Source organism: Nocardia sp. NPDC056064 (genome assembly GCF_042266925.1).
GTDB lineage: Bacteria > Actinomycetota > Actinomycetes > Mycobacteriales > Mycobacteriaceae > Nocardia.
Genome location: NZ_JBHJWO010000001.1, coordinates 2,485,052 through 2,508,836 on the forward strand (window position 1 = coordinate 2,485,052; position 23,785 = coordinate 2,508,836).

A 23,785-nucleotide genomic window follows, 5' to 3' on the forward strand; every position below is an offset into this window, starting at 1 on the left:
GAAATGTCTCACACCCGGTACCGGCGGTACCAAGTGAGCTCCATTACAGGCGCGGACACGCGCGAAATCCGGGCCCGGTGAATTGCGCTGTGACACACCATCGCTACCCGGTTCCACCTGCGCTCACGGCGTTTTCGCGCGGCATTCAGCCACGTCGAAATTCGGATTGCGCACATTATCACGCTACAATCTCCGTGGACAACGCTAAATTCGCCGCCCCGGCGCACTCCAACGGGCGCGGCGCGCCACCGGCCACCGCGCGGTGGGCAGCGGCGATGTCCACCGAAAATGTGCGCGCACCGAATCCGCATCGCCGGCGTGCCGCGCCGATGACACCGTTTCCCCGGTTGTCCGGCGCCGGCCCGGCGAGTATCACAGGCGGATATGTGGTCGTCGCGGGCCGACCGGCCCGCCCCACCTCGTGCGTGCGAGATGCGATGACGAGGAAGGCACGAACCCTGAGCAAGATCACTGTCGAACAGGAACCCGGTCTCACCGACACCCTCCTGACGGCCGAACTGGACAACACCCACGTACCCCCGAGTTTCGCCGAATTGGGCGTCCGCGAAGAAATCGTGCGCGCGCTCGGCGAGATCGGAATCGAACGCACCTTCGCGATTCAGGAACTCACCCTGCCGCTGGCGCTGGCCGGCGAAGACCTCATCGGTCAGGCCCGTACCGGAATGGGCAAGACCTTCGGTTTCGGTGTGCCGCTGCTGCACCGCATCGCCACCGCCGACACCGGAACCACCCCGCTCGACGGCACCCCCCGCGCGCTGGTCATCGTGCCGACGCGTGAGCTGTGCATCCAGGTCACCAAGGACCTGGAGAACGCGAGCAAGTACCTGACCAACCACCAGGGTCCGCTGAAGGTCGCCGCCATCTACGGTGGCCGCCCCTACGACACCCAGATCGCCGCGCTGCGCGAGGGCGTCGACGTGGTCGTCGGCACCCCCGGCCGCCTGCTCGACCTGGCCAACCAGAACCACCTGATCCTCGGCAAGATCGGCGTGCTCGTCCTGGACGAGGCCGACGAGATGCTCGACCTCGGCTTCCTGCCCGATATCGAACGCATCCTGTCGATGGTCCCCGACAAGCGTCAGACGATGCTGTTCTCGGCCACCATGCCCGGCCCGATCATCACCCTGGCCCGCACGTTCCTGACCCGGCCGACGCACATCCGCGCCGAGCTGGCCAACGATTCCGCGGTGCACGACCGCACCGCGCAGTTCGTCTACCGCGCGCACGCGCTGGACAAGAGCGAGCTGGTCGCGCGCGTGCTGCAGGCCGAGAGCCGCGGCGCCACGATGATCTTCACCCGCACCAAGCGCACCGCGCAGAAGGTGGCCGACGACCTGGCCGAGCGCGGTTTCGCGGTCGGCGCGGTGCACGGCGACCTGGGCCAGATCGCCCGTGAGAAGGCGCTGACCAAGTTCCGCAAGGGCAGCATCGACGTGCTGGTGGCCACCGATGTGGCCGCGCGCGGTATCGACATCGACGACGTCACCCACGTCATCAACTACCAGTGCCCCGAGGACGAGAAGACCTACGTGCACCGGATCGGCCGCACGGGCCGCGCCGGGCGCACCGGTGTCGCGATCACCCTGATCGACTGGGACGAGCTGCACCGCTGGGCCTCCATCGACAAGGCGCTGGGCTTGGGCATCCCCGAGCCCGCCGAGACCTACTCGCGCTCGCCGCACCTGTACGCCGACCTCGGCATCCCCGAGGGCGTCACCGGCGTGATCCGCAAGCCCAAGCCGGTGCGCGAAGAGGGCGATGTCGTCGAGGAGCGCGCCGAGCGCCCCAAGTCGACCCGCAACCGCCGCCGCACCCGCGGCGGCAAGGCCGACACCCCGTCGACCGAGGCCACCTCGACCGAAGCCACCGAGGCCACCGCCGAGACCCCGGCCGAGGACACCACCGAGGGCGACAAGCCCGCCCGCAGGCGCCGTCGCCGCCGCAAGCCGGCCGACCAGTCCGGCGAGGCGGCCACCGGCGATCCGGCCACCACCGAACCGGCGGAGACCGTATCGGCAGTCGCCGAGTCGACCCCGGCCGACGGCGAAGCCCCCGAGGCCAAGCCCGCCCGCCGCAGGCGGCGCCGCAAGCCCGCTGGTGAGGCCGAGGGCAGCTCCAGCCCGGCCGCCGAGCCCGCGACGGCGGCCTCCGTCTAGTCGCGTCCATCGGCTAGTGTCGCTTGCGTGCTCGCACCAGAGCGGCGGACGCGCGCCGATATCTTTGCCGCAGTAGCGATCGCCGTCACCGTCGTGGTGGCGGCGATCGTGGTCTGGGCCCGGGCCGATGCCACCGGGACCGATTCCGTGGTCGCCACGGCCGCCGCGCCGTCGGTCACCGCCGCGACCACCCTGCCCACCGGGCTGCGCGAACTCTGGCACGCGGCCGATTCCTCCAGCAGCCGCGCGCTGGTCTCCGGGAACGTGGCCGTCACCGGGGACGACGGGACCGTGAGCGGGCGTGATCCGCGCACCGGCGAACAGCTGTGGTGGTATCGCCGCGACATGCCGCTGTGCGCGGTGCAGTCGCAGTACGGTGCCGTCATCGCCACCTATCGTGACCAGCGCGGATGCAGTCAGAGCGTGATGCTCGAGGCCGATACCGGGCAGCGCCGGGTGGCACGCAGCAGCTACATGGACGACGACATCCGCGTCACCGGGGACGGCACCTATCTGCTCGCGCTGGGCTCCGAGCGGCTGGAGATGTGGCGGTCGGATCTGGTACGCACCCTCGAATACGGCTATGTCGACGCCCCGGTGAACCCCAACACCCAGCCCCGTTCGGGCTGCACCCTGCATTCGGCGGCGTCGAGTTCCTCACGGCTGGCGGTGCTCGAACGCTGCCCCGGTGACGCCACCGAGCGCCTGACCGTGCTCAATCCGGCGCCGAAGGAGGCCACCGATCCCGAGGAGTACGGCTCGCACGTGCTCACCGCGCCCGGCGCCGACGCCCCCGAGGTGCGGGTGATCGCGGTGTCGGACAACAAGGTCGCCGTCTACTACCCGCCCACCGAACCCACCGCCACCGGTCTCGGCCTGCCCGCCCGGCTGGTGGTGCACGACGGCAACGGCAACGAGCTCGCGACCTATCCGCTGGCCGCGCCGTGGACCGATCAGGCGACGCTGACCAGGATCGGTTCGGCCGTCTACGTCTTCACCGGCGACAGCCTGATGGCGTTGAACACCAGCACCTTGCAGCCGGTGTGGACGGTTCCCGACGCCCTCGGCACACCCGCGCTGATGGCGGGCAGGCTGCTCGTTCCGGTCGCCGACGCCGTGCTGGCCGTGGACGTGGGCTCCGGGGCGACCGTGGAGCGGCTCCCGGTCCAGCGCGGCGACTACACCGGTGGCGCCATTTCCACGGCGGTGCTGGGCCCGACGGTCTTCGAGCGCCGGGGCGGGGTGCTCTACGCGCTCGGCTGAGCCATCGGCGGCCTGCCATGATGGACCCATGTCCGTACCCGAGGCCCGACTGGTCCTGCTGCGCCACGGCGAAACCACCTGGTCGCGTCAGCGCCGCCACACCAGCCACACCGATCTGCCGCTGACTCCCGAGGGCGAGGCCCAGGCCCGCGCGGCCGCGCCGGTGCTGAAATCGCTGGAGCTGCGTGATCCGCTGGTGTTCACCAGCCCCCGGCTGCGCGCCCGCCGGACCGCCGAACTGGCAGGGCTGTCGCCCGTCCACGTCGACGACGATCTGGTCGAGTGGGACTACGGCGACTACGAGGGCATCACCACCGCGCAGATCCGCGAGACCGTCCCCGGCTGGACGGTGTGGACCCATCCGGTCCCCGGCGGCGAGAACGCCGAACAGGTGGGCGCGCGGGCCGACCGGGCGCTGGCGAAGGCCGAGCCGATCCTGGCCGAGCGCGATGTGGTGTTCGTCGGGCACGGGCACTTCTCGCGGGTGCTGATCGCGCGCTGGGCCGAGTTCGCGGTGACCGAGGGCCGCCGCTTCGCGTTGTCCACCGGCGCGCTGAGCGTGCTCGGTTTCGACCACGACGCGCGCAGCATCTGGGGCCACAATCTGACCGCCCGCACCGAACCGCTCGAGGAGGCCGGCCGATGAGCGTGCGCCGCGCCACCCCGGCCGACGTCACGGCGATGGTCGAGCTGGTGCACGAACTGGCCGCCTACGAGAAGGCGCCCGAACAGTGCACGCTCACCACCGATCAGCTGCACACCGCGCTGTTCGGCCCGGCGCCCGCGCTGTTCGCCCATGTCGCCGAGCACGAGGGCGCGGTGGTGGGCTGCGCGATCTGGTTCCTGAACTATTCGACCTGGGACGGCGTGCACGGCATCTACCTGGAGGACCTGTACGTGCGGCCGCGGCTGCGCGGCAGCGGACTCGGCCGCGCGCTGGTGGCGGCGCTGGCCGCCGAAGCCGTGCGCCGGAACTACAGCAGGGTCTCCTGGTCGGTGCTCACCTGGAACACCCCGTCCATCGCCTTCTACGAAGCCCTCGGCGCCGCCGCGCAGGACGAGTGGATCGGGTACCGCCTGGCCGGACCCGAACTGGCGGCGCTGGCGGCGACGGCCGACTGAGATGCGCATCGAGTCACCGGGCGAATGGCCGCGCACCGCGCAGGAGGCCGTCGCCCTGCAGAACGCGCTGCGCCCGCTGGTGCGCGCGCACAATCCGGCGCCGCCGCAATTCCGGACCGCCGCCGGAATTGATTCGGCATATCACGAAGACGGCACGGTCGCGACCGCTGCCGTCATTGTCGATATGGTCACGATGGAAACAGTCGAATCGGCCGTCGCGCACGGAATTTCGGACTTTCCCTATGTGCCGGGACTGCTCGCCTTCCGGGAACTCCCGGCCACCGTGGCCGCCCTGGAAATGCTCACCGCTATCCCTGATCTACTCGTCTGCGACGCCCAGGGCATCGCGCATCCGCGCCGCTTCGGATCGGCCTGTCACGTCGGGTTGCTGACCGGCATTCCGACCATCGGCGTGGCCAAGTCGGTGTGGGGTGAGTACACCGAACCCGGCCCGCGCCGGGGCGACACCGCCGAGGTGTTCCTCGACGGGGAGGTGGTCGGGCGCGCGGTGCGCACCAGGGACGGGGTGAAGCCGCTGTTCGTCTCGGTCGGTCATCTCATCGACCTCGACACCGCGTGCGCGCAGGTCCTGGCGCTGACCCAGGGCTACCGGCAGCCGGAGACCACCCGCCGCGCCGACCACCTGTGCCGTCAGGCGCTGCGCGCGGCCACGGCGTGATCAGTTGCGGTGGGGGTCTTCTTCGGGGAGCTCGCCGTAGTCCAAAGCCATGAAGCGGCTGGTGGCGGGGGCGAAGAGGGCACCGAGGGCGCCGAGCACCACCACCGCCAGCAGGGTCCCCCACAGCGGCTGATGTGAGTCGGTCAGCAACGACCACGCGACCGGCAGCATCAGCACCTGCGCGATGACCGCGATGGCCCGCCCCCAGCGCTTGCCACGCAGCAACCCGATCCCCGCGGCCAGTACCCCGCCGAACAGCACCCCGAACCAGATCGCGGTCCCGATACCACTGGCGACCGACTGATCGTGCCCGGTCGCGGCCCGAACGATCAGCACGATCGCCGTCCCGACCCCGATCAGCCCCTCCAGCGTGACCAGCACACCGGCCACCCGCACGGTGGACGGAATCCCGCCCGCCACCACCCGGCGGTCGTCCCGCTGCTCATCACCCTTGGTCAAATCCGGCTGTTCCACCAGCCCAGCCTACGACGAACGCCACCCCGCACCCCCGACCCCTAGGGAGGGACGGACGCGCGGCAAAATCAACACAGTGCGGACGCTGCTGATCGTCAATCCGAATGCCACTTCGACCACTCCCGCCACGCGCGATCTGCTCGCGCACGCGCTGGAGAGCCGAACGCAGCTGACGGTTGCGCACACCCAGCATCGCGGCCACGCGGCGGAACTGGCCCAGTGGGCATCCACCCAGGAAATGGACCTGATCGTCGTGCACGGGGGCGATGGGACGGTCAACGAGACCATCAACGGTTTCCTGCCGCTGCCCGAGGTCGCCGACGATCAGGTGTGGCGGCCGCGCCTCGGCATCATCCCGGGCGGTTCGGCCAATGTGTTCGCCCGCGCGCTGGGCATCTCCCCCGATCCGGTGACCGCGACCAACCAGCTCATCGATCTGCTCGGCCGCGACGGCGACCGCAGCATCGGGCTCGGCCTGGCCGACGACCGCTGGTTCACCTTCAGCGCGGGCGTCGGCCTGGACGCCGATGTCTGCGAGGCGATCGACGCCGCGCGCGCCAAGGGCCGCAAGGCCACGCCCGCGCGCTATCTGCGGACCACGGTGCGCCAGTTCTTCCGCGCCCGGCGCCGCGAACCGGATGTCGTGGTCGAGGTTCCCGGCCATGATCCGGTCGAGCAGGTGTATTACGCCTTCGTCACGAATTCGAGCCCGTGGACCTATCTGGAGGACCGTCCGGTCCGTACCAATCCCACAACGACCTTCGAATCCGGACTCGGTGTGTTCGCGGTGCGGTCGATGAGTGTGCCCCGCACCCTGCTGCTTGCCCGGCAGTTGCTGGCCGAGAACGGAAACCCGCAGTCCCCCGCGCTCTTTCGGGTCGACGACGCGCCGTCGGTGCGTATCGACACCGGTTCCGAGATCGGCCTGCAAATCGATGGCGACTACATCGGAAAACGCAAGATGGTGCATTTCACATCGGTGCCCGGGGTACTGGATGTGGTCGCTCCCAAGCCCGCTCCCGCTCCGGAGGCGTAGAAAAATCTCCCGGTTGCGCTGCGAAAACCAGCGGACGCGAGTACAAAGGACCGGGCAGGTTCCCCTCGCGGGTCCTCTAGAGCGTGATCTCCCCCACGGTGCGCCGGACACCTATTGACATCTACGGTGTTCGTGAAAGCATTCACAAGCAACCGTGCGGAAACATTCGAGTCGCACAAGTGAACGATCCACTAACCAGAGGTGCCCTTTTGGGGTGCCCGCGCAAAGGAGCAGAGGAATGGACTGGCGCCACAAGGCCATCTGTCGCGATGAGGACCCCGAGCTGTTCTTCCCGGTGGGTAACAGTGGTCCTGCGCTCGCGCAGATTGCCGATGCCAAGCTGGTCTGCGCCCGCTGCCCCGTCACCGCCGACTGCCTGTCGTGGGCCCTGAAGTCCGGGCAGGATGCCGGCGTGTGGGGTGGAATGAGCGAAGACGAGCGTCGCGCGCTCAAGCGGCGCAACGCGCGCACCCGTACGCGTACCTCCGTCTAGTCGACGCAGGAGGCGTTGCCGGGCCATCCAGCCCCGGCCCGGTAACGCATGTAGAGAACCCGGCACCTTACGGTGCCGGGTTTATTGTTGCCCCGCAGCGGTTCTCAGCGCCCGGACCGACGTCCCAGCGGAACCCGCAGCACCGCGTCGGTCCCCACCTCGGCACCGGGATGCAGCCCGATCGAGCCGCCCAGTTCCGAGGTCACCAGCGTGCGCACGATCTGCAAGCCGAGCCGGTCGGAACTCTCCAGGCTGAATCCCGCGGGCAGGCCGCGACCGTCGTCGCTGATGATCACGTCGAGCCAGCGCGCGGAGCGTTCCGAACGAATCGTCACGGTGCCGTTCTGGCCCGCGTCGAAGGCGTGCTCGATGGCGTTCTGCACCAGCTCGGTCAGCACCATCACCAGCGGCGTGGCCCGTTCGGCCGAGAACACCCCGAGCGAGCCCGCGCGGCGCACCTTGATCCGCGCGGTGTGCACGGTGGCCACGTCGGCCATGATCGGCAGCAGCCGGTCGACCACCTCGTCGAGATCGACCTCTTCGTCCACCGACATCGACAGCATCTCGTGCACCGAGGCGATGGAGGTGACCCGGCGCACCGATTCCGTCAGCGCCACTTGGGCTTCCGGGTTCTCGGTGCGGCGCGCCTGCAGGCGCAGCAGCGCCGCGACGGTCTGCAGATTGTTCTTCACCCGGTGGTGGATCTCGCGGATGGTGGCGTCCTTGCTGAGCAGCGCGCGGTCGCGCCGCTTCACCTCGGTGACGTCACGCACCAGCACCGCGGGCCCGGCCAGCTCGCCACCGGGCCGCATCACCAGCGTGCGCAACAGCACCGTCGCGCCGCGGGCCTCGACCTCCATCCGCCTGCCGGTGCGCCCGGCCAGCGCGGCCTGGATGTCGGCCACCACTTCCTGCGCGTCGAACGGGTCGGTGATCAGCGAGCGGGTGGTGACGGCCAGATCCTGGCCCACCAGGTCGGCCTGCATGCCCATCCGGTGATAGGCCGACAGCGCGTTGGGGCTGGCGTAGACCACGATGCCGTCGGTGTCGAGGCGGATGAAGCCGTCGCCGGCGCGCGGGCTGGAATGCGTGGCCGCGCGGTCCTCCGGCGTGGGGAAGGAGCCGTCGGCGATCATCCGGCACAGGTCGTCGGCGCAGGAGACGTAGGCGGTCTCCAGGGTGGAGCGCACCCGGGAGCGCTGCAGGTCCGAGTCGCGGCTGAGCACCGCGATCACGTCCTCGCCGCAGCGCACCGGAATGGCCTCGCGCACCGCGTGCAGCGGGCTGGGGTGGTAGACCCCGCTCACCTCGACCTCGGTGTCGGTACGCACCGGCTCACCGGCGAGCAGCGCGTCGAACACCTGCGGGAAGTCGGTGCGGGAGGCGGTGGTGCCCACCTTGTCGTCGAGATGGACGGTGGGCGCCGTCGTCGGACGGATCTGGGCGACACACACGACGTCGGCGCCCTCGGCGACCGGGCCCGCGCCCACCCAGAGCAGCAGATCCGAGAACGAGAGGTCGGCGAGCAACTGCCAATCGCCCACCACCCGTTGCAGATGGTCCACGGCGATGCCGGGAAGGTCGGTGTGTTCGGCCAGGAGCTCGCTCAGTGTTGCCACGGGGATCTACCGCTTGTTCCCTTCCCGGTGCTAGGCGATCGTGGCGATCAGGTCGCCCGCCTGTAGCACCTGGCCCGGGGCGACGTCGACCGAGGTGATGTCGCCCTCGATCTCGGTGAGCACCGGGATCTCCATCTTCATCGACTCGAGCAGCACCAGGGTCTGGTCGACCTGGACATGCTCACCCACCGCCACCTCGACAGCGAGCACGGTCGAGACCATCTCCGCGCGCACTTCTTCAGGCATGACACCCCGTTCGTTAGTCGTTCGGCCACCGCGTGCGGGCGGTGGCCGTATCCGCCGAAGCTACAGCCAATCACACATGAAACAATGGCTGTCGATCAGATTGTGCTCCGCGCTCCGGCGGGGAGGACCCACAGAAGGGAGCTACCGATGGGTAAGCGTGGACGTAAGAAGCGCAGCCGCAAGGGCAACGCAGCCAACCACGGCAAGCGGCCCAACGCCTGAGCTTGGTTCGGATAACGGAAAAGGGGCACCCGGCGGGTGCCCCTTTTCCGTGTCTGTGCCGTGGGTCTCAGCCCTCGGTGGTCTCGATCCTGGTGACGGTGATCGACCGGTGGATCTCCAGCTTGAGCCGGTCGCGCAGCCCCTCGGGAGCGTGCTCACCACCGCATTTGCGGCTGAGCAGGCCCTTGAGCTTCTCCTCGATGCCGTAGGCCTCGATGCACGGACTGCAGTGGTCCATGTGCTGCTGCAGGCGCTCGCGGGTGGCCTGATCGCATTCGCCGTCGAGCATGAGCCACACGTCCGCGAGTACGGCGGTGCAGTCCATCTCCATATCGGGGTCGCTCACTTCGTAACCTCCTGGCGTTCCCCACGGTCGAATCCACGCTCGCGCGCCACGTCGGCGAGCAAACCCTTGAGTTGCTTGCGGCCGCGATGCAGCCGGGACATCACGGTACCGATCGGGGTGCCCATGATGTCGGCGATTTCCTTATACGGGAAGCCTTCGACATCGGCGTAGTACACCGCCATCCGGAACTCCTCCGGCAGCTGTTGCAGCGCGGCCTTGATCTCGTCGTCGGGCAGGGCGTCGAGCGCCTCCACCTCGGCCGAGCGCAGGCCCGTCGAGGAGTGTTCGGCGGTGGCCGCGAGCTGCCAGTCGGTGATCTCGTCGGTCGGGTACTGCGCGGGCTGACGCTGCTTCTTGCGGTAGGAGTTGATGTAGGTGTTGGTGAGGATCCGGTACAGCCAGGCCCGCAGGTTGGTGCCCTCCTTGAAGGACTTGAACCCCTGGAAGGCCTTGACGTACGTCTCCTGCACCAGGTCCTCGGCGTCGGCCGGGTTCCTGGTCATCCGCAGGGCGGCGCCGTAGAGCTGGTCCAGCATCGGGAGCGCGTCGCGCTCGAACCGCGCCGCCAGCTCGGCTTCGTCGACTTCTGCGCCGGACTCCACGTCGTCGTCGCTCGTCACACCAATCCCTTCGATCGCCGTAGTAGCCGAATCTACCGGCTCGGCGGAATCGAACGGCAATCGCGCACCCCGCGCGGCGATGGGGCGCTCCTCGAGCAGCACTGTCACTATCTCTCCTTCGCATCGCTCGGCGGGTGGGCTCGTCACCACAGTGCAACCGACGGTCCCGCGCGGGTGTTCCCGTTCGGTAGCGATTTCCGGTTGCGTGCGCCACTAGGGTGACGGTCATGGCAGCCGGTTCCACTCCCGCGATCAAGGCACTCACGGCGGCGGGCATCGTCCACCGGGTGCACGCCTACGCGCACGACCCGCGGGTGTCGTCCTACGGGGAGGAGGCGGTGGACGCGCTCGGCGCCGAGCTGGGTGTGCGACCGGAGCAGATCCTCAAGACGCTGGTGATCGAGTTGTCGACCGGCGTGCTGGCGGTCGCGGTGCTGCCGGTGCCCGCCAAGCTCTCGCTCAAGGCGGCCGCCGCGGCACTGGGCGCGCCGAAGGCCGCGTTGGCCGACAAGACGAAGGCCGAGCGCACCACCGGCTATGTGCTGGGCGGGGTCTCACCGCTGGGCCAGCGCAAGAAGCTGGCGACGGTGCTCGACGAGTCGGCGCTGGGCTGGGAGCGGGTGCTGTGCAGCGCGGGCAGGCGCGGTCTCGAGATCGAGCTCGCCCCGGCCGATCTGGTGCGCGCGAGCGACGCGGTCACCGCCGCGATCGTCGGCTAGCCATCCGCGCGGGGGTTCGGTTCCGAATCTTCTCGGGACGCATTCCCTGCCCGGTACGACCGATTCGACCCGAGGATGTGATGCGAGAAATGTCCACTCGTTCGACGATCGCCACCCTGTCCGGTGCTCTTGTCCTCACCTTCGGCGCCGTCGCTTTCGCGGCGCCCGCCACCGCCATCCCACCGGTGGCCCCGTCCGCGCCCACCGAGCCGGGCGACTACCCGCTCAACGGCCAAGGCACCCCGAAGAATTCGCCGCAGGCGAGCCCGGAGCAGAGCGAGGAGGCCGACAAGGCCGAGAAGCTCGGCGGTGGAGTCGCCACCGAACTCATCGACCTGGCCACCGGCATCATCAAGTGCGGCCTCAATATCGCCACCGATTCGGTGCCCTGCACGCTCTGATCCGGGTCTCGCCGTCGGCCGGACCGGGCACTTCCGGCCGGTCCGGCGGTGCGGCCACCGCTGTCTTCCTCCGCGCGAACGAGATGCTGACATCCCACGGTCAGCCGGTTAGATTAGCCTAACCAATCTTTAGAAGCGGATGGAACTGAGCATGAAAAGGCTTTACCTGACGGGCATCCCCGGTGCCCGCGCCCTCGTCGCCGCCCTCGCGGTGGTCGGCCTCGTCGCGGGATGTGGCGGATCCGATTCCGGCAGCACGGAGCCGGCGGGTTCCACCGCCACCCGCGTGGTGACCGGCACCGCGCTCGGCGACGTGGAGGTGCCCAGCGCACCGCAGCGCGTCGTCGCGGGATGGCTCGTCGGCACCCTGCTGGTCGACCTCGGTGTCACCCCGGTCGGCATGTTCGACGACCTGAAGCTCAATGCCAGCCCGGCCGCGCTGGCCCAGGTGGCCGATGTGCCGTCGGTGGGCGGGGTCGAGACCTCGGTCAACCTGGAGAAGATCGTCGAGCTGCAGCCCGATCTGATCGTCACCATGGTCCGTCCCGGGATGAAGGGCATCGACCTGGCCGCGCTGTCGGACATCGCGCCGACGGTCGCCATCGAGATCACCGACCCGACCGGGGTGTGGGCCAACTACGGCAAGGTCGCCGACGTGGTCGGCAAGGGAGCCGACGCCCAGCAGCGGCTGACGGAGCTGGACAAGTCCTGGGCCGATATCGCGGCGGCGAACAAGGACAAGATCGCCGGTCTCGGCGAGGTCGTCTACGCCGAGGGGTCCGCGCAGGCGGGCAATTTCCAGATCGCGACCAACAAGGCGCTGGTCTACGAGCGGCTGACCAAGTCGGGCCTGCGGTACTTCGCCGGAGCCGATCCCGCCCCGGCCCGCTACAACCAGCAGATCTCGCTGGAGGACCTGCCGCGCCTGGCCACGGCGAAGGCGATCTTCTTCGAGGCCGACATCAACGGCAAGCCGACCGCGCGCACCCAGGCGCTGCTGGATTCGCCGCTGTTCAAGGCCCTGCCCGCGGTCGCCGCGGGCAACCTGTTCGCGCTGCGCACCCCCTACGCCTACACCTTCGAGGCGGCGGGTCTGCAGGCCGCCGACATCAAGGCCGCGATCGCCGCGGCCAAGCCGGTCGCCTAGGCCGGTCACCTAGGCCGGTCACCGAGGCCGGTCACCGACGGCACCGGCGCGCGCTGCGTGCCGGTGCCGTCGTATTTTCAGCGGCGCATCTCCCGCGCCAGCAGCCAGACGAAGTACCCGCCGCCGATCGACACCGTCACCACGCCGACCGGCAGCTGGCTCGGGGCGAAGGCGCGCTGGGCGATCCAGTCGGCGAGGACGAGCAGCAGCGCCCCCATCGCCGCGGCGGGCAGCACCGCCACCGACGCGGTGCGGGTGAGCCGGCGCGCCAGCTGCGGTGCCGCCAGCGCGACGAACACGATCGGCCCGGCCGCGGCGGTCGCCAGCGCGGTGAGCCCGACCCCGATCAGCACCAGGGCCAGCCGGGTTGGCTCCACCCGGACACCGAGGGCGCGGGCGACCTCGTCACCGAGGTCGAGCACCGGCAGCCGGTGCGACAGCACCGCCGCGCACGTCAGCAGCACCGCGAGCGCGACGGCCACCGGCAGCACCTGCGCCCAGTCCAGCCCGGCCAGCGAGCCGGAACCCCAGACGGCGGCGGCCATCGCGGCGGTCAGGTCGGTCTTGACGATCATCCAGGTGTTCACCGACTGGAGCATGGCGCTGATCGCGATACCGACGATGATCAGCCGGAAGCCCTGGACCCCGTTCTTGAAGGCCAGCAGATACACCACCGAGGCGGTGGCCAGTCCGCCGATCAGCGCGCCCGCCGCGGTCTGGAAGTAGCCGCCCTGGGTGACCAGCATGACGACCAGCGCACCGGTGTAGGCGCCGGTGTTGAAGCCGATGATGTCGGGACTGCCCAGCGGATTGCGGGTCAGCGATTGGAAGATGGCACCGCTGGCCCCGAGCGCGGCACCGAACATCAGGGCCAGCAGCACCCGCGGCATCCGCCACTTGCCGACGACGAGTTCGTCGGTGCGCGAGCCCTCGCCGAAGATCGTGCGCAGCACGTCGGGCGGGGAGATCGTGTAGTCGCCGGTACCGAGCGCGATCACCGCGACGGCACCGGCCAGCACCGCCAGCACCCCGACGACGGCCACCACCCGCAGCCCGATCCGGGCCGAGAACCGCTCGGTGAGCCGGATCGTCGCGATCGCGCGCCCGAAGTCGATGCGGGAGGTGCCCCCGGTGGCCTTCACAGCCCGCTCGCCCGCTGCCGACGGACCAGGACGACGAGCACGGGCGCCCCGACGAACGCGGTGACGATCCCGACCTGGAGTTCCGCGGGCCGCACCACGATCCGGCCGAGCACATCGGCCACCAGCAGCAGCGTCGGCGCGCCGAGCACGGTGTAGCACAGGATCCAGCGCTGGTCGGGGCCGACCAGCCAGCGGGCGACGTGCGGAATCATCAGCCCGACGAAGCCGATCGGCCCGGCGGCGGCGGTCGCGGCGCCGCACAGCAGGGTCACCGCGACGATGCCGAGTCTGCGGGTCCCCGCGATGTCGACGCCGAGCGAGCGCGCCAGGTCGTCGCCGAGGGCGATGGCGTTGAGCGGGCGGGCGACCACGAACGCCAGCAGCGTTCCGGCCACGACGAATCCGCTGACCGCCCAGACCACATCGGGCCGGGCTCCCGCGATCGACCCGGCGTTCCAGAACCGGAGGTGGTCGAAGGTCGCGGGGTCGATCATCATCAGCCCCGTGGTGACGCCGCTGAGCACCGCGCCGATCGCCACCCCGGACAGGGTGATCCGGATCGGCGTTGCCCCGTCGCGCCCGCGCGCGCCGAGCGCGTACACCGCGACGGTCACCACGACGGCGCCGAGGAAGGCGAACCACACATACGACCAGATGCCGGTGAATCCGAAGACGGCGACCGCGAGCGCGACGAAGAACGCGGCACCGGCATTGACCCCGAGGATTCCGGGGTCCGCCAAGGGGTTGCGGGTCATCGCCTGGATCAGCGCGCCCGCCACCCCGAGGCCGATCCCGGCGAGCAGGCCCAGCACGGTCCGGGGAACCCGCAGGGTGTGCATGACCATGTGATCGGGTGACCCGTCGTAGTGCCACAACGCGTCCCAGACCGTGCCGAGCGCGATCCCGCGACTACCGACGGCCAGACTCAGCGCGAGCGCGACCGCCAGAATCAGCGCCGCGACGAGCAGCCCCAGCACCCGCCCCCGTGAGCCGACGGCGCCGAGACTCCGCGCCGATTCCGTTCCGGCGGTCGGGTTCTTCGTCAGGCCCGTCCCGGACGGAGTGGCGGTGGCCGTCGGGGCCTCGCCTGGCCGTTGTGCGCTGCCTGTCATGCGTGCGCGCCGATCTTCCAGGACCGCGCGCGTTGCTGCTCGTTCCAGAATTCGGCGTATCTGCCGTGGGCGGCGAGGAGTTCGTCGTGGGTGCCGGTCTCGGTGACGCGGCCGTGTTCGAGGAACACGATCCGGTCGGCGGTGCGGATGGTGTCGAGCCGATGGGCGATGACCAGCACCGTGCGGCCCGCGGCGAGGGCGCTGGTGGCGGCGCGGATCACGGCCTCGTTCGCCGCGTCCAGGGCCGAGGTCGCCTCGTCGAGCAGGACCACCGGTGCGTCCGCGAGCAGGGCGCGGGCGAAGGAGACGCGTTGGCGCTCACCGCCGGACAGCGCGGTGCCGCCCTCGCCGACGCGGGTGTCCCAGCCGTCGGGCAGCCGGGCGATGATCTCGTCGACGCCGGATCGCGCGGCCGCGGCCGCGAGTTCGTCGTCGGTGGCGCCGGGGCGGGCGATGACGAGGTTGTCACGGATGGTGGCGTCGAACAGGTACACGTCCTGGAACACCATCGACACCGCGGCCATCAGCTCGCCGGTGCCGATCTCGCGGATGTCCTTGCCGCCCAGCGTGATCGAGCCCGAATCCACGTCCCAGAACCGGGCGACCAGCCGGGTCAGGGTGGTCTTGCCCGAGCCCGACGGGCCGACGATCGCGCACACCGAGCCCCGCGGCACCGCGAAGTCGACGCCGTCGAGGATCGTGCGGTCGGCGTCGTAGCCGAAGCGGACATCGTGGAAGGCGATCGAGGTGTCGTCGGGGACGGAGGTGTCGCTGTCGGGTTCGGGCAGCGCGGGGGTGGCGATGATGTCCCCGATCTCGGACAGTGTCCGTTCGGCCGCCCAGATCACGCTGCCGGTGCGTCCGAGCGCGGCCATCGAGTCGACCAGCAGGGCGGCGATCACCACCGCGATCGTGGCGACCACCGCCGTCACGGCGCCGGATTCGGCCCGGTGCAGCGCGGTGAGCAGCACCGCGGACAGGAACAGCGCGGTGCCGCACTGGAATACCACCGAGCCGGTGACCGCGCCCTTGAAGTAGGCCGCCGAGGCCGCACGGACCCGCGCGAGCAGGGCGGTCAGCTCCGAATCGGCGCGCGCGGTCTGCCCGTAGGCCCGCAGCACGGGCTGGAGCTGGGCGAATTCGACGAGTTCGGCGTTGACGAGCTCGGTGGTGTCGTTGCCCGCCGCGGTGGCGCCGCGCAGCAGCCGGGCCGCCCAGAAGTACAGCACCACCAGCAGACCGAGGCCCGCCGCGGCGACCGCTCCGGTGACGGGATCGACCACCACCAGCACCACCCAGACCGACGCGGCCAGCGTCGCGGCCCGGATGTTCACCGCGACGACGCCGTTCAGCGTCGCGGCGAGCATCCGCGTGGCCTCCCCCGCCAGCCGGGTCAGCGCGGCCGCGCGGGCGGGCGAGAACCAGCCGAGCGGCAGGGTGACGACGTGTTCGGCCAGGCGGTGTTGCAGCGAGGCCACGATCTCGCTGGTCACCGCCCGCTGCAGGGCCGAGGCCACCCGCGCCAGGGTGACGGCGACGACGACCAGCACGCCCAGCGCCGCGGCCCACAGCCCGGCCCGGGGCATCCGGTCCTCGAGCAGCGCGCGCACCAGCGGGACCAGCAGCGCGAAGCAGCCCCCTTCGACCACGGCCGAGGCCGCGACCAGCAGGTAGCAGCGCCACATCCGGCGCCGCACCGCCGGGGTCACGACACTGTGTGCCGATGTGATCATCGGGCGTTCACCTCCGTGCTCGGCGCCGAGGCCGCCCACAGCCGCGCGTACTGGCCTGCGGCGGCGAGCAGTTCGGCGTGGGTGCCGGATTCGGTGATCCGGCCGCCGTCGAGCACGACGATCCGGTCGGCGCCGACGACGGTGCTCAGCTGGTGGGCGATCACCAGGACGGTCTTGCCCACCACCAGCTTCGACAGCCCGTCCTGGATGCGGGCCGCGGACTCCGCGTCGGCGGCGGCGGTGGGTTCGTCCAGGACGAGGATCGGCGCGTCGGCCAGCAGAGCGCGGGCGATGGCCACCCGCTGCGCCTCGCCGCCGGACAGGTGCGCGTCGGTCCCGATCACCGAGGCGTACCCGCGCGGCAATTCGGCGATCCGGTCGGCGATTCCGGCGTGCTCGGCGGCCGCGACGACGGCGGCTTCGTCGGCGTCGGGCGCGCCGAGGCGGATGTTGTCGGCGATCGACCGCCGCAGCAGTTGCGGTTCCTGGAAGACGAAGGCGAGCTCGCGGTAGAGCTCGCCGGGTTCGAGTTCGCGGACGTCGCGCCCGTTCACCCGGACGGCGCCGTCGTCGACATCCCAGAAGCGCGGGATCAGCCGGGCCAGCGTCGATTTGCCCGAGCCCGACGCGCCGACCACGGCGGTGACGGTGCCCGCGGGCAGCCGCAGGTCGATCTCGCGCAGGACCGGCGCGTCCGGGCGGTAGCCGAAGCACACGCCGTCGAACTCCACGGCGATCTCGGCGCGGACGGGGTCGGCGGCCGGACGCACCGTCAGCGGGGTCTCGGCGAAGATCTGCCCCAGCGACATCGCGACCATGCGGGCGCGGCGCCCGGCGGTGAGCACCATCGGCAGCGACCAGACCCCACGGGACACGATCCACGACAGCAGCAGGAACGGGACGATATCGATGGCCTCGATCCAGCCGAGCGCGGTGAACACGGTGCCCACCACGGCCGCGCACCCGAGGGTGACGATCCACGACGACAGGATCGAGGTGGCCCTGGTCCGGCGGGCTTCGACGGCCTCGGCCCGCAGATAGGTCGCGGCGAATCCGTCGGCCGCGGCACCGAAGCGCTCGGTGCCGCGCCGCTGCTGACCGAAGACCTTGAACACCGAAATGCCCTGGGCCAGTTCGGTGGTGCGCGCCCCGAGCAGCCGGGCGGCTTCCTCGTGCGCGGCCTCGGCCGGATGCGGAGCGCGGCTCTGCCGGGTGAGCACGACGGTCGCGGCCACGGTGGGCGCCAGCACGACCAGGGCCAGCAGCCAGTCCACCCACACCAGGTAGCCGGTGGCGAGCACCGTCGTGAGGACGAAGCGCGGCAGCATCGGAATGCCCTCGCCGACCAGCACACTCAGGGAACCGATGTCGGCGCCGACGGTCTTGCGGACCTGGGCCGAGCCGTGGCGGCCGAACCAGCCCAGCGGCAGCCGTTCGAGCTGGGCGATCACCGCGCGCCGCGCCTCGTGCTCGACCCGGCGGCTCGCGGCGAAGCTCAGCGTGAACGAGATGCCGTGCGCGAGCGGCACGGCGAACAAGGTGGCGACGGCGATCCAGGCCCAGCCGCGGACCGCGTCGGTGACCCCGTGGTCGAGCAGAGTCGTCAGCAGCCTGCCGAGCGCGATGAAGGTCAGCACCGTGGCCACCGCGGCGATCGATTGCAGCAGAGCCGCCGCGATCAGCCGGAACCGGACGGGACGCAACAGCGGGGCCAGGCCGGCTGGGCCGGTCGGCGGCATGGGTTTTCCTCCTGACCCCGGCCGCCTCGCGACCACAACCGAACAAAGACGCAATCGGACATTACCGGCCTATCGACGATTTCGGTCGGCTACCTTTTCCGTCCCGGCGCCACGCGCGGCCGATCCACCCGATCGGCGGCTAACGTAAGGCTAAACTCACCTCGACTGGTGGCAGCGGCGTTTCGGCCACCGACCGAAGCGTCGCGAAGCGAGGACTGATTGCCGTGTCCCGAGTCACCGAAGTCGCCCCGCGCCCTGCCGTGCCCCGGTCGCTCGCCCTGTCACTGCTGGTCGTGCTCCTGATCGCGCTGATGGCGTGCGGGCTGATCGTCGGCAGCGGCGACTACACGGTGTCGGATGCCTGGCACGCGCTGTTCGGTGAGGGCACGCCGACCGCGCTCGGCGTCATCCGGGAGCAGCGAATTCCCCGCACACTGCTGGCCGCCCTGGTCGGCGCGGCGCTCGGGGTGGCGGGCGCGGTGATGCAGGGGCTGACCCGCAACCCGCTCGCCGATCCGGGCATCCTGGGCGTCAACTCCGGCGCGTACTTCGCGATGGTGCTCGGCTCGGTGCTGGTCGGGGCGGCGGGCACCGAGTACCTGTGGTGGGCGCTCGGTGGCGCCTTCGCGGCCTCGGTGCTGGTCTATTTCGTCGGTTCGCGCGGGGTGGGCGGGGCCAGCCCGGCCAAGCTGGTGCTCACCGGTGTCGCCATCGCCTCGATGCTGAGCGGACTCGCGTTCGCGCTCACCATGATCCACCCGCGCACCTTCGACGCCATCCGCGGTCTGCTCATCGGCACCCTCGACGGACGCGGCTGGCCGCAGCTCTCGGCCACCTGGCTGCTGGTGCTGCTCGGGCTGGCCGGCGCGGTGGCGCTGACCGGCTATCTCAACGCCCTCGCCCTCGGTGACGACCGCGCCAGCGCCCTCGGCGTGCCGGTGACCTCGGTGCGCGCGGCGGGGTTCGTCGTGATCACGGTGCTGTGCGGGGCGGCCACGGCGGCGGTCGGGCCGATCACCTTCGTCGGGCTGATGGTGCCGCACGCGGTGCGGATGGTGGTTGGCCCGGATCATCGCTGGATGATCCCGCTGTGCCTGGTGGTCGGGCCGATCGTGCTGGTCGGCTCGGATCTGCTGGCCCGGGTCGCCACCGCGAGCGAACTGCCCGTCGGCATGGTGACGGCGTTCCTCGGCGCGCCCGTGCTGATCTGGCTGGCGCGCAAGGAGAAGGGCTCGCAATGGTGACCACCACGACCACACCGACCCGGGCCCGCTGGCCGAGCCGGGTGCGTTTCCTGCGGGTGCCCGCGCTCGGGCTGAGCCTGCGGTTGGACCTGATCTCCGTGCTGATCACCGTGGCGCTGGTGCTGGTCACCGCCGTCGTCGGCGTGTGGTCGCTGGGCGCGAGCACCACCCGCACGCCCGGTCTCGGCTTCGTCGAGGTGCTGCGGGTGCTGACCGGGCAGATCTCCGGTGCCCCGGCCAATCACGTGGCCACCTGGCTGCCGGTGGTCCTCACCGCGATCCTCGGCGGTGCCTCGCTCGCGCTGTCGGGGGCCATCTTCCAGACCATCACCCGCAATCCGCTGGGCAGCCCGGACATCATCGGCTTCACCACCGGCGCCAACACCGGTGCGCTGGTGGCCATGCTGGTGCTCGGGCTCGGTTCCGGCGGGGCGACGATCGGCGCGCTGCTGGGCTGCCTGGCGACCGCGGTGGTGGTGTACTTCCTCGGCATGCGCGGCGGGACCGGCAACTACCGGTTCATCATCGTCGGCATCGGTGTCTCGGCCATGCTGCTGTCGTTCAACGGCTATCTGATCGCGACCTCCGACGTGCAGAACGCCGGGGTCGCGGCCGCCTGGGGCATGGGCAACCTGCGCAATCTCACGATGACCGACACCATCCCGGTGTTCATCACGCTGGCGATGCTCGTCCCCGCGCTGATCGTGGTGGCCCCGCGGATGCGGATGTTCGAGCTGGGCACCGACTCGGCGGCCAGCAAGGGCGTCGACACCGCGCGCACCCAGGTGCTGCTGCTGGTGATCGGCGTCGGTTTCGCCGCGGCCACCACCGCCATCGCCGGGCCGATCGCCTTCGTCGCGCTGGTCGCCCCGCAGGTGGCGGCGCGGATCACGCCCAGCGCGGGGATTCCGCTGGTCACCTCGGCGGCGGTCGGGGCGACGCTGCTGGTCTCCAGCGAGGCGGTGGCCCGCACGATCCTCGCGCCCGAGACCCAGCTGCCGGTCGGCGTGGTCACCACCTCGCTCGGCGGTCTCTACCTGCTGTTCCTCCTGCTCGCCCAGTCCCGAAAGGCACGGCCGTGACCGACACGACGACCACCGACGGACGGCTCACCGGCAGCGGCCTGCGGGTGGGCTACGGCGAACGCACCGTCATCGCCGATCTGGACGTGGTGGTGCCCGACGGCTCGTTCACCGTCATCGTCGGGCCCAATGCCTGCGGCAAGTCGACACTGCTGCGGACCTTGTCCCGGTTGCTGAAGCCAGAGCACGGCACGATCCTGCTCGACGGGCGCGCGGTGAACGACTACGGCGGCAAGGAGTTCGCCAGGGAGGTGGGCCTGCTGCCGCAGCAGTCGATCGCGCCGGAGGGCATCACCATCATCGATCTGGTCTCGCGCGGGCGGTTCCCGTATCAGACGATGTTCCGGCAGTGGACCGACGCAGACCAGCACGCGGTCGACTTCGCCTTGCAGGTCACCCGGCTGACCGACCTGTCCACGCGCCGGGTGGAGGCGCTCTCGGGCGGGCAGCGCCAGCGGGTGTGGATCGCGATGGCGCTGGCCCAGGAGACCCCGATCCTGCTGCTCGACGAGCCGACGACCTATCTGGATCTCGGCCATCAGATAGAGGTGCTCGAACTGTGCACCGAACTCAATCGCCGGGGTACCACGCTGGTGGCCGTGCTGCACGATCTCAACCAGGCCGCCCGCTACGCCTCGCACATCATCGCCATGCGGGCGGGCGAGATCCTCGCCGTCGGGCCGCCGGGCGAGATCATCACCGCCGAGCTGGTCGACCAGGTGTTCGGCGTGTATTCGCAGGTCATCGACGATCCGCAGACCGGAACCCCGCTGGTGGTGCCACTGGCCCAGGGTGCGGTCCGGGTCGAGGAGACCTGACGTGCCCCTGCCGGGCACCCAACCGGGAAGAAGGAGATCGATGTCGAAACGGCGTATCAGCGTGCTCGTCGCGGTGCTGGCGAGCATGATCCTGACCTCGACCGCGTGCGTGAAATCCGACAACGACACCCACGAGGTGTTCAACGACCCGGACGCCACCCCGGGATACTCGCTGCCCGACCAGCCGCGGGTGGTCGCGCTGGGCTGGTCGGACGGCGCGATCTCCGCCGAGCTGGGGGTGGCGCCGGTCGCGATCTACGACTGGATGAACTTCGGTGCCGATACCAAGGGCGTCGGCGAGTGGGACATGGCGGGCATGGGAACCACCACCCCGGAGCTGCTGTCCTCGCAGAGCGCGGGCGAGTTCAACATGCAGCAGATCGAGGAACTGAAACCGGATCTGATCCTGAACGTGCGGGCCAAGTCCGACGACGACATCACCACCAACCTCAGCAAGATCGCCCCGGTGGTCACCGCGCCCGACGACACCGGCGACTACGCGGTGAACTGGCAGACCCAGACCCGGCTCATCGGCGCCGCCCTCGGCAAGACCGCCGAGGCGGACAAGCTCGTCCTCGAGACCACCACCGCGCAGCAGACCGTGCGGGCGGGACATCCCGAGTTCGAGGGCAAGACCTTCGTCTACGCCGCCAAGTTCGGCACCGCCTACGGCGCCTACCTGCCCGGTGACGCCCGCTTCGACTTCTTCGCCGAGCTCGGCTTCGCGCCCAATCCCCCGGTCACCCGCTTGCAGAGTTCCGGGTTCTTCGCCCAGGTGCCGGTGGAGCGGGTCAGCGACCTGGATGCCCAGGCGGCGCTGTTCACCACCATCTCCCTGCCGTTCACCGATCTGGAGAACGACACCCTGATCAACTCGCTGGCGGTGGTGCGCGACGGGCGGGCGCTGATGCTGCCCGAGTCCGATCCGGCGATCCTGGCCCTGTCGGCGGGCACCCCGAAGTCGCTGGCCTTCGCGCTGGAGCGGATCACCCCGCAGCTGGCCTCCATCACCGCGGCGCGCTGATCACCGCGTGACTGTGGTGCCTGCGCAGGGTGGGCAGCAGGCACCACAGCAGCAGTGTCAGCACGCAGCCGCCCGCGCCGTAGACCAGGAAGACGGCGCGGGTCGGCACCACCTCGGCGATCAGCCCGGCCAGCACCGCGCCCAGCGACAGCGCGATGGTGAGCTGCGCGGTCCACAGGCCCGAGACCCGGCCCCGGAAGGCATCCGGTGTCTCGGTCTGGACCACGGCGAAGCGGGTGATGTCGCTGACCACCCGGCCCGCGCCGTGGGCGAGCAACCCGGCGAACACAACCGCGGTCGCCCCGGCCAGCCCGGCGCCGAGAATGCCCGCCGCCGAGACGAGCGTCGCCACGAAGATCACCTGACCGCCCCGGCGGATCGACCCGGTCCAGCCCGAGGTGAGCGAGCCGAGCACCGCGCCCACCGCCGGTGCGGCGAACAGCAGGCCGACGGTGGCCTCCCCGCCGTGCAGCACCTCGTGCACATAGGCCGGGACCAGCACATTCCAGCCCGAGAGCAGCATGGTGACGCATCCCGTGAGCAGCACGGCACCCACGATCCGGTGCCCGAGCACGAACCGGAATCCCGACAGCACCGCCCGCAGCGGTGACTCGTCGTGCCCGCGTTCGGCGATCATCCGGCCGAGCCGGGCGATGAGCACGGTGGTGACCAGGCTCGCGGCCGCGGCCAGCCAGTAGTTGGCGGCCACGTCGAGCCAGGCGATGAGCACTCCGGCCAGCGCGGGCGCGGCCATCGACCCGAGGTCGGCGGTGAGGGCCATCAGCGCCGCGCCCGCGGCCAGTTTCTCGGGCGGGACGAGCCCGGGCATGGCCGCGACCAGCGCTGTCTCGGAGATACCGCCGGTCAGCCCGTCGACCACGGCACACAGCAGGATCACCCACAGCCGTGGTTCTGGCAGCATCGCGTTCACCGCGAGCACGGCGAAGCCGAGGGTCGCCCCGGCGCGGGAGGCCACGATGACGGTGCGCCGGTCGAAGTGGTCGGCCGCGGTCCCGCCGACGAGCGTGCCGAGGAAGGCCGAGACCCCGATGACGGTGGCCACGGCCGCGACCGTCGCGGTGGACCCGGTGAGCTGATACACCTGGATCGGCAGCGCCACCACCAGGAATCCGATGCCGAACACCGAGATGGTCCTGGCCACGAACAGCGTGCGGAACGCCGGACTCGTGCGCAGCGGCTCGAGATCGATCGCGAAGCGGCGCGCGGTGAGCGGGCTCATCGGGCGAGACGGCCACCGTCGACGGTCATGGCAGCTCCTCTCGCTCCGGGCGCACGCGGCGACAGCGGTCGAGGCTACCGGCGCGTC

Annotated in this window: 25 protein-coding genes; 15 read left to right on the top strand and 10 right to left on the bottom strand. The window is 70.5% G+C overall.

The features are described from left to right. The first annotated feature begins 437 nt into the window (after nucleotides 1–437). Genes ACFC06_RS11335 through ACFC06_RS11355 form a run of 5 tightly spaced genes read left to right on the top strand, consistent with a single transcriptional unit; the run spans nucleotide 438 to nucleotide 5,241 of the window. On the top strand, nucleotides 438–2,177 hold the full coding sequence (locus ACFC06_RS11335) for a DEAD/DEAH box helicase (protein WP_375929651.1): 1,740 nt from the start codon (nucleotides 438–440) through the stop codon (nucleotides 2,175–2,177). 27 nt (nucleotides 2,178–2,204) lie between these two features. Further along, on the top strand, nucleotides 2,205–3,440 hold the full coding sequence (locus tag ACFC06_RS11340; RefSeq protein WP_375929652.1) for a PQQ-binding-like beta-propeller repeat protein: 1,236 nt from the start codon (nucleotides 2,205–2,207) through the stop codon (nucleotides 3,438–3,440). A 28-nt stretch (nucleotides 3,441–3,468) separates the two neighbouring features. Further along, entirely contained in the window at nucleotides 3,469–4,086 is a 618-nt protein-coding gene (locus ACFC06_RS11345; RefSeq protein WP_375929653.1) for an acid phosphatase, read from the top strand. Further along, nucleotides 4,083–4,562, top strand: a complete 480-nt coding sequence (locus ACFC06_RS11350) for a GNAT family N-acetyltransferase (RefSeq protein WP_375929654.1) — start codon at nucleotides 4,083–4,085, stop codon at nucleotides 4,560–4,562. The genes ACFC06_RS11345 and ACFC06_RS11350 overlap by 4 nt, the downstream gene beginning before the upstream one ends. Before the next feature lies 1 nt (nucleotide 4,563). Beyond that, nucleotides 4,564–5,241 carry an endonuclease V gene (locus ACFC06_RS11355; protein WP_375929655.1) on the top strand — a complete coding sequence of 226 codons (678 nt, stop codon included), beginning with the start codon at nucleotides 4,564–4,566 and terminating at the stop codon, nucleotides 5,239–5,241. Here the strand turns inward: ACFC06_RS11355 and ACFC06_RS11360 are convergent, their stop codons facing one another. After that, complete coding sequence (locus ACFC06_RS11360) at nucleotides 5,242–5,649, bottom strand: hypothetical protein (protein ID WP_375935389.1); 408 nt, start codon at nucleotides 5,647–5,649, stop codon at nucleotides 5,242–5,244. A 142-nt stretch (nucleotides 5,650–5,791) separates the two neighbouring features. Between ACFC06_RS11360 and ACFC06_RS11365 the strand changes: the two genes are divergently transcribed. Next, nucleotides 5,792–6,751 (top strand): diacylglycerol/lipid kinase family protein, encoded by a 960-nt coding sequence (locus ACFC06_RS11365; protein ID WP_375929656.1) that lies wholly within the window; start codon nucleotides 5,792–5,794, stop codon nucleotides 6,749–6,751. Nucleotides 6,752–6,989: 238 nt separating this feature from the next. Beyond that, a complete protein-coding gene (locus tag ACFC06_RS11370) occupies nucleotides 6,990–7,244 on the top strand; it encodes a WhiB family transcriptional regulator (RefSeq protein WP_022567051.1) in 255 nt (84 codons plus the stop codon). Between the two features lie 104 nt (nucleotides 7,245–7,348). On the opposite strand, the gene ACFC06_RS11375 is transcribed toward ACFC06_RS11370, so the two are convergent. Both ACFC06_RS11375 and ACFC06_RS11380 read right to left on the bottom strand, forming a co-directional pair. Further along, nucleotides 7,349–8,863, bottom strand: a complete 1,515-nt coding sequence (locus tag ACFC06_RS11375; protein ID WP_375929657.1) for a sensor histidine kinase — start codon at nucleotides 8,861–8,863, stop codon at nucleotides 7,349–7,351. A 30-nt stretch (nucleotides 8,864–8,893) separates the two neighbouring features. Further along, nucleotides 8,894–9,109 (bottom strand): biotin/lipoyl-binding carrier protein, encoded by a 216-nt coding sequence (locus tag ACFC06_RS11380; RefSeq protein WP_278263399.1) that lies wholly within the window; start codon nucleotides 9,107–9,109, stop codon nucleotides 8,894–8,896. Nucleotides 9,110–9,256: 147 nt separating this feature from the next. Here ACFC06_RS11380 and ACFC06_RS11385 point away from each other — a divergent pair, with 147 nt between their 5' ends. Further along, entirely contained in the window at nucleotides 9,257–9,331 is a 75-nt protein-coding gene (locus ACFC06_RS11385; protein ID WP_022597109.1) for a 50S ribosomal protein bL37, read from the top strand. 67 nt (nucleotides 9,332–9,398) lie between these two features. Here ACFC06_RS11385 and rsrA read toward each other — a convergent pair whose 3' ends face one another. Together rsrA and ACFC06_RS11395 are read right to left on the bottom strand one after the other, a co-directional pair. Continuing rightward, complete coding sequence (gene rsrA / locus ACFC06_RS11390) at nucleotides 9,399–9,662, bottom strand: mycothiol system anti-sigma-R factor (RefSeq protein ID WP_375935392.1); 264 nt, start codon at nucleotides 9,660–9,662, stop codon at nucleotides 9,399–9,401. A gap of 11 nt (nucleotides 9,663–9,673) precedes the next feature. Next, nucleotides 9,674–10,303 carry a sigma-70 family RNA polymerase sigma factor gene (locus ACFC06_RS11395; RefSeq protein WP_375935395.1) on the bottom strand — a complete coding sequence of 210 codons (630 nt, stop codon included), beginning with the start codon at nucleotides 10,301–10,303 and terminating at the stop codon, nucleotides 9,674–9,676. A 221-nt stretch (nucleotides 10,304–10,524) separates the two neighbouring features. Between ACFC06_RS11395 and ybaK the strand changes: the two genes are divergently transcribed. From ybaK to ACFC06_RS11410, 3 genes are all read left to right on the top strand, one after another. Continuing rightward, on the top strand, nucleotides 10,525–11,016 hold the full coding sequence (ybaK, locus tag ACFC06_RS11400; protein WP_375929658.1) for a Cys-tRNA(Pro) deacylase: 492 nt from the start codon (nucleotides 10,525–10,527) through the stop codon (nucleotides 11,014–11,016). Between the two features lie 89 nt (nucleotides 11,017–11,105). After that, the gene (locus ACFC06_RS11405) at nucleotides 11,106–11,417 is read left to right on the top strand and encodes a hypothetical protein (protein ID WP_375929659.1); all 312 of its coding nucleotides are present in this window, start codon (nucleotides 11,106–11,108) and stop codon (nucleotides 11,415–11,417) included. A 151-nt stretch (nucleotides 11,418–11,568) separates the two neighbouring features. Next, nucleotides 11,569–12,564 (top strand): ABC transporter substrate-binding protein, encoded by a 996-nt coding sequence (locus ACFC06_RS11410; RefSeq protein ID WP_375929660.1) that lies wholly within the window; start codon nucleotides 11,569–11,571, stop codon nucleotides 12,562–12,564. Nucleotides 12,565–12,641: 77 nt separating this feature from the next. Here ACFC06_RS11410 and ACFC06_RS11415 read toward each other — a convergent pair whose 3' ends face one another. The 4 genes from ACFC06_RS11415 to ACFC06_RS11430 are packed head-to-tail and all read right to left on the bottom strand — an operon-like array spanning nucleotide 12,642 to nucleotide 18,290. Next, on the bottom strand, nucleotides 12,642–13,706 hold the full coding sequence (locus tag ACFC06_RS11415; protein ID WP_375929661.1) for a FecCD family ABC transporter permease: 1,065 nt from the start codon (nucleotides 13,704–13,706) through the stop codon (nucleotides 12,642–12,644). Next, nucleotides 13,703–14,818: a FecCD family ABC transporter permease gene (locus ACFC06_RS11420; protein WP_375929662.1), complete on the bottom strand. Its 1,116-nt coding sequence runs from the start codon at nucleotides 14,816–14,818 to the stop codon at nucleotides 13,703–13,705. The genes ACFC06_RS11415 and ACFC06_RS11420 overlap by 4 nt, the downstream gene beginning before the upstream one ends. Continuing rightward, nucleotides 14,815–16,551: an ABC transporter ATP-binding protein gene (locus ACFC06_RS11425; protein WP_375929663.1), complete on the bottom strand. Its 1,737-nt coding sequence runs from the start codon at nucleotides 16,549–16,551 to the stop codon at nucleotides 14,815–14,817. Before ACFC06_RS11425 ends, ACFC06_RS11420 begins: the two co-directional genes overlap by 4 nt. Beyond that, nucleotides 16,548–18,290, bottom strand: a complete 1,743-nt coding sequence (locus tag ACFC06_RS11430) for an ABC transporter ATP-binding protein (protein WP_375929664.1) — start codon at nucleotides 18,288–18,290, stop codon at nucleotides 16,548–16,550. Before ACFC06_RS11430 ends, ACFC06_RS11425 begins: the two co-directional genes overlap by 4 nt. 224 nt (nucleotides 18,291–18,514) lie before the next feature. On the opposite strand from ACFC06_RS11430, the gene ACFC06_RS11435 reads away from it, so the two are divergent. From ACFC06_RS11435 to ACFC06_RS11450, 4 genes are read left to right on the top strand one after another with little or no spacing between them, the layout of a single operon-like run. Next, nucleotides 18,515–19,534: a FecCD family ABC transporter permease gene (locus ACFC06_RS11435; protein ID WP_375929665.1), complete on the top strand. Its 1,020-nt coding sequence runs from the start codon at nucleotides 18,515–18,517 to the stop codon at nucleotides 19,532–19,534. After that, nucleotides 19,528–20,616 carry a FecCD family ABC transporter permease gene (locus tag ACFC06_RS11440; protein ID WP_375929666.1) on the top strand — a complete coding sequence of 363 codons (1,089 nt, stop codon included), beginning with the start codon at nucleotides 19,528–19,530 and terminating at the stop codon, nucleotides 20,614–20,616. The genes ACFC06_RS11435 and ACFC06_RS11440 overlap by 7 nt, the downstream gene beginning before the upstream one ends. After that, nucleotides 20,613–21,434, top strand: coding sequence for an ABC transporter ATP-binding protein (locus ACFC06_RS11445; protein ID WP_375929667.1), 822 nt, complete (start codon nucleotides 20,613–20,615; stop codon nucleotides 21,432–21,434). Before ACFC06_RS11440 ends, ACFC06_RS11445 begins: the two co-directional genes overlap by 4 nt. Before the next feature lie 40 nt (nucleotides 21,435–21,474). Then, nucleotides 21,475–22,458 carry an ABC transporter substrate-binding protein gene (locus tag ACFC06_RS11450; protein ID WP_375929668.1) on the top strand — a complete coding sequence of 328 codons (984 nt, stop codon included), beginning with the start codon at nucleotides 21,475–21,477 and terminating at the stop codon, nucleotides 22,456–22,458. On the opposite strand, the gene entS is transcribed toward ACFC06_RS11450, so the two are convergent. Then, nucleotides 22,442–23,698 (bottom strand): enterobactin transporter EntS, encoded by a 1,257-nt coding sequence (gene entS / locus ACFC06_RS11455; protein WP_375929669.1) that lies wholly within the window; start codon nucleotides 23,696–23,698, stop codon nucleotides 22,442–22,444. The genes ACFC06_RS11450 and entS overlap by 17 nt on opposite strands. Nucleotides 23,699–23,785 lie beyond the last annotated feature (87 nt).

What these genes read in the sequence shown, in the direction of transcription:
- entS (WP_375929669.1), bottom strand. Translation starts at nt 23,698, where the DNA reads ATGAGCCCGCTCACCGCGCGCCGCTTCGCGATCGATCTCGAGCCGCTG.
- ACFC06_RS11410 (WP_375929660.1), top strand. Translation starts at nt 11,569, where the DNA reads ATGAAAAGGCTTTACCTGACGGGCATCCCCGGTGCCCGCGCCCTCGTC.
- ACFC06_RS11450 (WP_375929668.1), top strand. Translation starts at nt 21,475, where the DNA reads ATGTCGAAACGGCGTATCAGCGTGCTCGTCGCGGTGCTGGCGAGCATG.
- ACFC06_RS11420 (WP_375929662.1), bottom strand. Translation starts at nt 14,818, where the DNA reads ATGACAGGCAGCGCACAACGGCCAGGCGAGGCCCCGACGGCCACCGCC.
- ACFC06_RS11345 (WP_375929653.1), top strand. Translation starts at nt 3,469, where the DNA reads ATGTCCGTACCCGAGGCCCGACTGGTCCTGCTGCGCCACGGCGAAACC.
- ybaK (WP_375929658.1), top strand. Translation starts at nt 10,525, where the DNA reads ATGGCAGCCGGTTCCACTCCCGCGATCAAGGCACTCACGGCGGCGGGC.
- ACFC06_RS11370 (WP_022567051.1), top strand. Translation starts at nt 6,990, where the DNA reads ATGGACTGGCGCCACAAGGCCATCTGTCGCGATGAGGACCCCGAGCTG.
- ACFC06_RS11335 (WP_375929651.1), top strand. Translation starts at nt 438, where the DNA reads ATGACGAGGAAGGCACGAACCCTGAGCAAGATCACTGTCGAACAGGAA.
- ACFC06_RS11350 (WP_375929654.1), top strand. Translation starts at nt 4,083, where the DNA reads ATGAGCGTGCGCCGCGCCACCCCGGCCGACGTCACGGCGATGGTCGAG.
- ACFC06_RS11430 (WP_375929664.1), bottom strand. Translation starts at nt 18,290, where the DNA reads ATGCCGCCGACCGGCCCAGCCGGCCTGGCCCCGCTGTTGCGTCCCGTC.
- ACFC06_RS11425 (WP_375929663.1), bottom strand. Translation starts at nt 16,551, where the DNA reads ATGATCACATCGGCACACAGTGTCGTGACCCCGGCGGTGCGGCGCCGG.
- ACFC06_RS11380 (WP_278263399.1), bottom strand. Translation starts at nt 9,109, where the DNA reads ATGCCTGAAGAAGTGCGCGCGGAGATGGTCTCGACCGTGCTCGCTGTC.
- ACFC06_RS11440 (WP_375929666.1), top strand. Translation starts at nt 19,528, where the DNA reads ATGGTGACCACCACGACCACACCGACCCGGGCCCGCTGGCCGAGCCGG.
- ACFC06_RS11355 (WP_375929655.1), top strand. Translation starts at nt 4,564, where the DNA reads ATGCGCATCGAGTCACCGGGCGAATGGCCGCGCACCGCGCAGGAGGCC.
- rsrA (WP_375935392.1), bottom strand. Translation starts at nt 9,662, where the DNA reads ATGGAGATGGACTGCACCGCCGTACTCGCGGACGTGTGGCTCATGCTC.
- ACFC06_RS11405 (WP_375929659.1), top strand. Translation starts at nt 11,106, where the DNA reads ATGTCCACTCGTTCGACGATCGCCACCCTGTCCGGTGCTCTTGTCCTC.